Origin of the sequence: Stenotrophomonas sp. HMWF003 (genome assembly GCF_003061285.1) — a bacterium.
Classification (GTDB): domain Bacteria; phylum Pseudomonadota; class Gammaproteobacteria; order Xanthomonadales; family Xanthomonadaceae; genus Stenotrophomonas; species Stenotrophomonas maltophilia_AP.
Genome location: NZ_QAIW01000086.1, coordinates 1 through 8129, shown reverse-complemented (window position 1 = coordinate 8129; position 8129 = coordinate 1). Strand labels below are relative to the sequence as shown.

The window sequence follows — 8129 nt, the reverse complement described above, 5'->3', positions numbered from 1 at the left end:
TGGTGGGGTCCTGCGCCGCGCGTGTGCGGCAGGGTCATCTTAGGCGTGGGGGGGGGGGGCCGGAAAGCGCCATGACGGCCCATTACGATTGACCCGCGCGTGGCGACGATTGGTCCCGGATCGGTTGGCGGCAGTGGGCGGGAAGCGCCTGATGCGGGTGTCCTTCACCACCCCGGAGATGCCGCCATGAATCTGATCCGCCTCGTCCTGACCTGCCCGCTGCTGGCCGTTTCACTCCTCGCCGCGTCCGGCGCACGCGCCGGGGACGCGCGATACCTGGGCCTGCTCAACCGCGCCCATGACAGCGTGGTGGCACTGGAAGTGGCGCCGGCCGGCAGCGATGCGTTCGTCGTGCGCCCGATCGAGGTGCTGCCCGGCGGTGGCGGCAGCGGCGTGGTGCGCCTGGGCGACCAGGGCTGCCGCTTCGACCTGCGCATGACCTTCGGCAACGGCCGCCGCGCGGTGTATCACGCGGTGGATGTCTGCCGTGGCGATACGCTGGCCATCCAGCCATTGCCGCGGTCGCGCACACCGGCCACGGTGGCCGGGCGCTGATAGCGGTTCGACCGGCCTCACCCTGGGCTATCATCGCGCCAGCGCCATCGGGGATGGCCGCGCGCACTACGCTCGGGGGAGCAGGCATGGAAGAGGTTCTGGGGCGGCTGCTGCTGATCGCATTTCTGCTGATCATCGCCAGCCTGCCGTTCAATGTGGTGATGCTGCTGTGGCTGCGCCGGGATCACCCCGAGGTCTTCACCGCGCTCGGGCAACCGCACACCTTCGGGCTGGGCCGGCACCATCACGGCAATGCGGACTACGCACGCTTCCTGTTCCTGCGCCGCCACCGGCAGCTGGGTGATGCGCGCATCTCGCGGATGGCCGATATCCAGCTTGGCCTGCTGGGCATCGGCGCGGGCGCCATGCTGCTGATGCTGGTGTTGATCCTGATGTGGCGCCCGTAGCGCCACGCATCGACCCGGCCTGCGGCCATGCAGGCCGTTACTGCAGTCCTTCGGCGGCCAATGCCTGCTGCACCGCCGGCCGCGCCCGCACGCGGGCATACCAGCGCTGCAGATGCAGAAACCGGTCGAAATGGATGTCCGCCTTGTAGTAAGAGGTGAGCCACGCTGCCTGACCCCAGCCGATCAAGGCGAACAGATAGGCATCGGCCACGCTGAAGCGATCCCCCATGAGGTAGTCGCGGTCCGCCAGCTGCTGGTCGATCCAGGCGAAGCGCTGGTCGAGTTTCGGTCGCGCCGTCTCCGTGTACTTGCCGGCGGCCACCGGATACAGCAGCGGAATGAAGCCCTTGTGGACCTCGGTGCCAAGGAAGCCCAGCCATTCCTGCAGGCGGTAGCGTTCACCGCTGCCCTGGGCGGGAGCCAGGCCGCCTTCGGGCCGCTGGTCGGCCAGGTACTGCAGGATGGCGGTGCCTTCGCGCAGCACGCTGCCGTCGTCCATCGCCAGTGCCGGCACGTAGCCCAGCGGGTTGACCTGCAGGTAGTCCTCGCCGTGTTCGGTGCGATGGCTGCGCGGGTCCACCCGGACCAGGGTGGCGTCGAGGCCCAGTTCATTGAGCACGATATGCGGGGCGAGCGAGCAGGCCGCAGGCAGGTAATAGAGCTTCATCGGGATATCCGGCAACAGAAGTGGGGCCTCGCTGTGAGGCGTCCGGCTGCATTCTAGGCGCGGGGTATAAAAACGGAAGAAGGCACTATTGTGTGGTGTAGGTACATAACGTATACCTGTCGCCCCCTGCAGGAGCCACCATGTGAAAGACAATGTATCGGGCTGTTCGGTGGAGGAGGCGATGCGCCTGCTGGGCGGACGCTGGCGTCTGCTGATCGCGTCCTACCTGCTCGACGGGGCCAAGCGCTTCAACGACCTGCGTCGCGACATGCCGGCGATCTCCCAGCGCATGCTCACCCTGGACCTGCGTGCGCTGGAAGAGGCCGGGCTGATCCGCCGCACCGTGTATCCCACCGTGCCGGTCAAGGTGGAGTACGCCCTCACCGACGACGGCCGACGGCTGCAGCCGGTGGTCGAGGTGATGAAGGAGTTCGGGTTGTGGGTGAAGGCGCGCGCCGGCTCAGAGCGCGTCGCTGGCGGCGCGGAACTGCAGGACCTTGTCGATGGTGAAGCCGGGCAGCATGCCGCGCAGTTCGTCGAGCATGCCGATGCGTGAGGCCTCCGCGCTGTCTGCCGGCAACCCGGCATCCAGCGCGCGCAGGTAGGTGCCAAGCCCGGCCGCCTGCAAGGCCGGTTCGCAGTACGAGGCGGCCGCCGTGGCGATTTCGGTGGCGCTGGCAGTGCTGCGGAAGCGCTGCTGGGCGTAGCCGAAGTGGCAGTCCAACAAGGCGGTCAGCGCCGGGTCCTGCGTTGTCGGCGGCGCGCTGGTCTGCGCCACGGCTGGCGCACCCAGGGCCAGGGTGACAAGCAGGGCGGCACGGAAGCGACGGGGCATGGCGGTCTCGGTCAGGCGGGTCAGTGGCGATACGGTCAGCGCGGCGGCAGCGTCTGGACCGGGGCGACCGTGTCCAGCAGCGCCGCCACCCAGTCGATGAACACGCGCAGCTTGGCACTGACGTGGCGGTTCGGCGGAAACGCAACATACAGCGGCATGGGCGCCAGCTGCCAGTCGGGTAGCACACGTTCCAGTTCACCGTTGGCCACATGCGCGGCGGCCATGTAGTCGGGCAGCCACAGCACGCCCAGCCCGGCCACGCCCGCGGCCAGATAGGCGTTGCCATCATCGACTGCCAGCAGATACCGCCCGCGCACGTGGCGTTGCTGGTCGTCGCGGCGCAGGGCATAGGGCAGCACCGTGCCGCTGCGCGCGCGCAGGTAGCCGACGATGCGATGGGGGCTGATTTCCAGATCGTGCGGGTCCGACGGCGTGCCGGCCTGCGCGAGGTAGGCCGGCGCGGCGTACAGGCCGGCCTGCAGGTCGCCGATGCGACGGGCCACCAGCGACGGCGTGCTGATCTCGCCGCCACGGATCACCGCGTCCACGCGTTCGTCGATCAGGTCGACATGGCGGTCGCTGACGCCCAGATGCAGCTGGATCTCCGGATACAGTGCATGGAAGCTGGCCAACGCCGGCGCCAGGACCAGCCGTGCCAAGGGCGCCGGCACATCCACCCGCAGGCGCCCGCGCGGCGTGGCGGCGGCACCGGACAGGCTGGTTTCGGCATCGTCGATATCGGCCAGCAGGCGCACCACCCGCTCGTAGTAGGCCGCGCCGTCGGCGCTGAGGTTGACCTGCCGGGTCGTGCGATTGAGCAGACGCACACGCAGCCGCGCCTCCAGCTGTTGCACCAGCTGGGTGACCGTGGTCCTGCTCATGTGCAGACTCTGCGCGGCCTTGGTGAAGCTGCCGGTTTCCACCACCTGGGCGAAGGCCTGCATTGCGTCGAACCGGTCCATGCGGGGCGTCCGGAAGGAATTGTTTGGATTCTACAAACAGTGATGGCCGGTGTGGGGCGTTTATCACCGGGCCGCGTCGGCCTACCGTGGCGGCAGTGCAATGGATCGGCCGCATGGCCGTTGGAGAAGACGATGGCAACCCGTGACGTAGTATTCCCGCCGGGCCGGCAGGCCCTGTACGAACGCAACCGCTATTCGCCGGCGGTACGCGCCAATGGCTTCCTGTTCGTGTCCGGGCAGGTCGGCAGCCGCGAGGACGGCTCGCCCGAACCGGTGCTGGAGGACCAGGTGCGGCGCGCATTCGAGAACCTCAACGCGGTGCTGGGCGCGGCCGGCTGCACGTTCGACGATGTGGTTGACGTGACCGTGTTCCTGGTCGATCCCGAGGCGATCTTCGAACGCGTCTGGGCGATCGTGCCCGAGTACTGGGGCCAGGCGCCGTATCCGACCCTGACCGGCATCGGGGTGACCTGGTTGTATGGGTTCGACGTGGAAATCAAGGTGATCGCCAAGCTGCCGGACGCGGCGGCGCACTGAACGGCATTCGACCGCTAGGCGCCTATGCTGTCTGGGGATGGCTGGGGGACAGGCAGGACGTGCAGGCCCAGTCGGGCGCAGATGACCGGCCAGCGCCTGGCCAGCAACAGCATGACCACCCAGGTCACGCCGGGCAGCGCCGGGATGAAGGCCGAAAACACCGGCACCACGACATCGGCATGCAGCGTGCTCACCCAGCGGCCGGCGGGTGAGCCCATCTCGAGCAATTGCGGGCCGATGAATATGGCCAGCACCTCTGCCGGCAGCATCACCAGCGCCACGCAGGCGGCGAAGGCGCCGTAGACCAGCGCCGCAACCGTCAGGGTGAACCTGCCGGCGCAGGGAAGGCGACGCCAGGGCAGGCAGGCGCGCAGGGCCGGCGCCCACAACGGCACTGTCACCCAGAGCAGCACCAGACCATGGAGGATCGCGTCGGCAAGGATCATGTTGCGGGCCGCGCATCAAGGGGCGGCGGCAGGAGCCGCGCCCAGCGTGCGCCGAGAAAGCGCGCAGCCCATCCGGTAAACACCAGCAGGGGCAGGCCGTACACGAGCGCGGCAAGCAGCGTCGCGGCCATGCCGGGGTGTGACGCCAGCTGATCCAGCGCGGCGGACACGGGCGGTGCCGTGAGGAACAGAAGGCGCAGTGCGACCAGGAACGCCAGGTACGCCGCATAGGCCATGCACCCGGCGCAGGTACTGAACAGCAGCGGGCGCGGAAGCCGGCGACGGCCGCCGAACGCCCGCATCGCGGGCCACCAGAACGGCGCGGACGCCCACGCCAGATACCCCGCTGCCACGCCTCCCATCCAGGCGACCAGTTCAAGGCCGAATGTCTCCAAGACCTGCATCATGCCGTCACGCTCCTTGGCTGTCTTTGATCCGCGGCGATCACTGCCGGCGCGATGGCACAGTAGCGTCAGGCGGCGTGTCACCGCAACGATGCCCGCCGCCCGCGCGGAATGACCTGCCGCTCGCTGTCGCGCGTCGTCTTCACGCGGCTGCGCCAGCGGTCTGCCGATAGTGTGAGGGTCATTCTGCTTCCGCGCGCGTATCTACATGCCCCTGATTCCCGAGCGCGTCCGGCGCTGGCCCCGGCCATGGCGCGTGGCGTTGTTCTCGCTGCTGGCGCTGTATGCGCTATACCTGCTGGCCGGCAACGTGTTCCTCAATACGCCGCTGTTCGATGCGGTCACCAACCGCAAGCCTGAAAAATTCAGCATGCAGACCGGGCCGGCGCTGACCCTGCTGCCTGGGCACGCCGTGGTCTGGAACGTGCGCATGCGCGGGCAGGCCGGGCACACGGTCTACATTTTCCGTGCCGACCGCGCGGGCGCCTGGATCGACCTGCCGGCGCTGTTCCGCCGTGAGGTGCGCATACCGCGGATCGAGGCCACGGGCGTGGAGGCCGAGGTCGAACGCGTGGACAAGGGCATTCCGCCGCCGCCGCGCGGCGACCGCGGCTGGACGCTGCGCTTCGATGCGATCCACAGCGACAGCATCCGCAGCGGCCGTTTCGGCACGCTCTTCATCGCAGGTCAGGGGCACGGCACGGTCGGCTTCCTCAAGCAGTTGAAGGGCGGGCCGTCTGAATTGTTCGACTCCACGGCCGGGTTCGAGAAGGCCGAGGTGACCGTGGGCGGGGTACGGGTGCTCGATGACGCCCACCTTGCCGCGCGGTTCCATTTCCCGCGGCACTACCGTGACGAAGCGCCAGGCCTGCGCAAGCTGGACATCACCTGGGCACAGCTGCAGGTGGATGCGCGCAGCCGCGCCGTGGAAATCGACACGGGTGGAGCGCACGTCAGTGTCGGCAGCGCGCCGTCGAACGCCCGTCTTACCGGCGACGTGGTGCTGGACCGGGGCGCGCTGCAACCCGGCAGCCGGGTGGTGTGGCGGGTGCCGGTGCATGCCGGGGTGAATGCCGACGATCGCGGGCTGCTGGCGCTGCAGCTGGATGTGGCGCAGGACATGCGCGTGCAGGCACGGTTGCCCCGTGACCCGGAAACCGGCAGCGAACTGCATGCCGACCTGCGTATAACCGGCCGTAAAATCCCGTTCCGCGCCCCGGCCGAACTGCTGCCGCGGCTGACCGGTCAGGTGCAGGGCGCGTGGAAGTTCGAGTCGCTGAACTGGATCGCCGATCTGTTCGTGCGCAAGCCGTGGTTCCACCTGGATGGCGGCGGCCTGCTGGAAGGCGACCTGAAGATTGCCGATGGCCAGCTGGCCGCGGGCAGTACGCTGGACATCCCGCAGGTGGCGGCCGTGGCCGAGGTGGCCGGGGTGCGGCTGTTGGGGCAGGCCAATGCGCACGGCAGCATCGTGGCCGGCGAACCGGCGCAGGCGCAGCTGGACGTCAAGATTCCCGAGTTCCGCGCCGCACCGACCGGGGCGCCCAAGGCGCTGCTGTTCGATGGCCGCGCGATGGCGCTGACCCTGCGCGGCGACGCGCGCCTGCAGCAGTTGCGTGACGGCATGCGCGCGCGGCTGCGCTTCAACGATGCGCGGGTGCCCGACCTGACCGCCTACAACCGCTACCTGGGCGGCGGCACCGGCAATGTGCGCCTGCTCGGTGGCACCGGCCTGCTCAGTGGCGACGTGGAGCTGGATTCGTCCGGCCGCGTGGGTACCGGCCGGGCCGACCTGCGCGGCCGTGGTGCACAGCTGCAGGTGGCCGGCATCGCCCTGCGTGGCGATGCCCAGCTGCAGGCGCGCGTCAAGCGGGCCGATTTCGATGCGAAGCAGTTCGACCTGGGCGGCACCACCGTGGCGCTGCGCAACATCCAGGTTGGCGACAGCGGCGGACAGGCCAACTGGTGGGGCACGGTGGCACTGCGCCAGGGCCACATCGATGCGGCTGCGCCGTTTGAAGTCACCGCCCAGGCCGACCTGCGCCTGCGCGATGCGGGGCCGCTGCTGGGCGTGTTCGCCGAACGCAGCGCGTATCCGCGCTGGGTGCTGGGCATGCTCGATTCCGGAGAGGTGCAGGCCAGCGGGCAGCTGCGCTGGCGCAGCGGCGAAATGTGGGTGGATGACCTGCAGGCCGAGAACGAGCGGCTGTCGCTGCGGGCGCGGCTGGACCTGGCCCAGGCCCGGCGCCGGGGCAACCTGTACGTGCGCTGGGGTGTCTTGGGCGCAGGCATCGAACTGGATGGCGAGCAGCGCAAGTGGCACCTGGCCGGCGCACGCGACTGGTACGACCAGCAGCCCCGCGTGCTGCCGGCCCCCAAGGCCGCTCCCCGGTAGAGCCACGCCACGCGTGGCTGCACACGCGCCCGCACCCTCAGGCATTGGCGCACGGGGCCGGTTGCCGTGGCGCACCCGGACGCGCCTCGTCCCCAGTTCTGGCTGCGCCGCATGCCGCCTCCTGCTTACCCGTTGGGGAGGGCGCCGCGGGCGCCGTTTCCACGCCCGCCAGCTGGCGCGCCAGATCGACATGGGTGATGTGCCCCTGCAGGAACAACAGGCCGCTGTAGATGTTCATGGTCGACGCTCCACTTGAGGAGCGTTGACGATAGGTGCAGGATGCGGGGCGAAAAAGCGACATTTCCGCAACCTGGTCTTGAACAGGATTCAAGTCGACATGTCCCGCATGCCCCTGCAGCCCCTGCAGAATTTCGTCACCGCCGCGCGCCTGGGCAACCTGACCCGGGCGGCGGAATCGTTGAACCTGACGGTCAGCGCGCTCAGTCACCAGATGCGCCAGCTCGAGCAGCGGCTGGGCTACCCACTGCTGCTGCGGCAACCACGTGGGGTGGGGGTGACGCCGGAAGGCCAGCGCCTGCTTGAGCAGGTCGGCCCGCACCTGGATGCGATCCAGCAGGTGTTCCAGCCGTTCGGTGCACGCCACGACCGCGTGCTCACGGTCAGCGCATTGCCTTCGATGGCCTCCAACTGGCTTGTGCCGCGGCTGGGCTCGTTCGTGGCCGCGCACCCGGAGATCGAGTTCAACCTGGAATCCAGCGAACGCCTGACAGACTTCGAACGCAACGTGCAGTGCGATGCCGCGCTGCGCGTAGGGGCCGGGCAGTGGGTGGGTGTACACGCCGAGCCGTTGTTCGATGAGTGGTTGATGCCGATGGCCAGCCCCGCGCTGGTGGAGCGCATGGGCGGCGTGGATGCGCGCCCGCTCTCGGAATGGCCGCTGTTGGGGGATCCCGATGGTGA

12 protein-coding genes are annotated in these 8129 nt (G+C 69.1%); 6 read left to right on the top strand and 6 right to left on the bottom strand.

Annotated elements, in window-relative coordinates:
- Nucleotides 1-186: 186 nt before the first annotated feature.
- Both DBR34_RS03440 and DBR34_RS03435 read left to right on the top strand, forming a co-directional pair.
- The gene (locus DBR34_RS03440; RefSeq protein WP_128095709.1) at nt 187-555 is read left to right on the top strand and encodes a hypothetical protein; all 369 of its coding nucleotides are present in this window, start codon (nt 187-189) and stop codon (nt 553-555) included.
- Nucleotides 556-641: 86 nt separating this feature from the next.
- A complete protein-coding gene (locus tag DBR34_RS03435) occupies nt 642-962 on the top strand; it encodes a hypothetical protein (protein ID WP_128095708.1) in 321 nt (106 codons plus the stop codon).
- A 37-nt stretch (nt 963-999) separates the two neighbouring features.
- On the opposite strand, the gene gstA is transcribed toward DBR34_RS03435, so the two are convergent.
- Nucleotides 1000-1629 carry a glutathione transferase GstA gene (gene gstA, locus DBR34_RS03430; RefSeq protein WP_128095707.1) on the bottom strand — a complete coding sequence of 210 codons (630 nt, stop codon included), beginning with the start codon at nt 1627-1629 and terminating at the stop codon, nt 1000-1002.
- Nucleotides 1630-1771: 142 nt separating this feature from the next.
- Here gstA and DBR34_RS03425 point away from each other — a divergent pair, with 142 nt between their 5' ends.
- Entirely contained in the window at nt 1772-2185 is a 414-nt protein-coding gene (locus DBR34_RS03425) for a helix-turn-helix domain-containing protein (RefSeq protein WP_128095706.1), read from the top strand.
- Here DBR34_RS03425 and DBR34_RS03420 read toward each other — a convergent pair.
- The gene (locus tag DBR34_RS03420; protein WP_128095705.1) at nt 2090-2464 is read right to left on the bottom strand and encodes a hypothetical protein; all 375 of its coding nucleotides are present in this window, start codon (nt 2462-2464) and stop codon (nt 2090-2092) included. The genes DBR34_RS03425 and DBR34_RS03420 overlap by 96 nt on opposite strands.
- 35 nt (nt 2465-2499) lie before the next feature.
- The gene (locus DBR34_RS03415; RefSeq protein ID WP_128095704.1) at nt 2500-3426 is read right to left on the bottom strand and encodes a LysR family transcriptional regulator; all 927 of its coding nucleotides are present in this window, start codon (nt 3424-3426) and stop codon (nt 2500-2502) included.
- A gap of 132 nt (nt 3427-3558) precedes the next feature.
- On the opposite strand from DBR34_RS03415, the gene DBR34_RS03410 reads away from it, so the two are divergent.
- Nucleotides 3559-3963 (top strand): RidA family protein, encoded by a 405-nt coding sequence (locus DBR34_RS03410; RefSeq protein WP_128095703.1) that lies wholly within the window; start codon nt 3559-3561, stop codon nt 3961-3963.
- 14 nt (nt 3964-3977) lie between these two features.
- Here the strand turns inward: DBR34_RS03410 and DBR34_RS03405 are convergent, their stop codons facing one another.
- Entirely contained in the window at nt 3978-4409 is a 432-nt protein-coding gene (locus DBR34_RS03405; RefSeq protein WP_128095702.1) for a hypothetical protein, read from the bottom strand.
- The gene (locus tag DBR34_RS03400) at nt 4406-4816 is read right to left on the bottom strand and encodes a hypothetical protein (protein WP_128095701.1); all 411 of its coding nucleotides are present in this window, start codon (nt 4814-4816) and stop codon (nt 4406-4408) included. Before DBR34_RS03400 ends, DBR34_RS03405 begins: the two co-directional genes overlap by 4 nt.
- 205 nt (nt 4817-5021) lie before the next feature.
- Here DBR34_RS03400 and DBR34_RS03395 point away from each other — a divergent pair, with 205 nt between their 5' ends.
- Nucleotides 5022-7208: a hypothetical protein gene (locus DBR34_RS03395; RefSeq protein WP_128095700.1), complete on the top strand. Its 2187-nt coding sequence runs from the start codon at nt 5022-5024 to the stop codon at nt 7206-7208.
- Nucleotides 7209-7245: 37 nt separating this feature from the next.
- On the opposite strand, the gene DBR34_RS03390 is transcribed toward DBR34_RS03395, so the two are convergent.
- A complete protein-coding gene (locus DBR34_RS03390) occupies nt 7246-7446 on the bottom strand; it encodes a hypothetical protein (RefSeq protein WP_128095699.1) in 201 nt (66 codons plus the stop codon).
- Nucleotides 7447-7545: 99 nt separating this feature from the next.
- Here DBR34_RS03390 and DBR34_RS03385 point away from each other — a divergent pair.
- The coding region (locus DBR34_RS03385; protein ID WP_128095698.1) for a LysR family transcriptional regulator at nt 7546-8129 on the top strand (584 nt) is incomplete at its 3' end.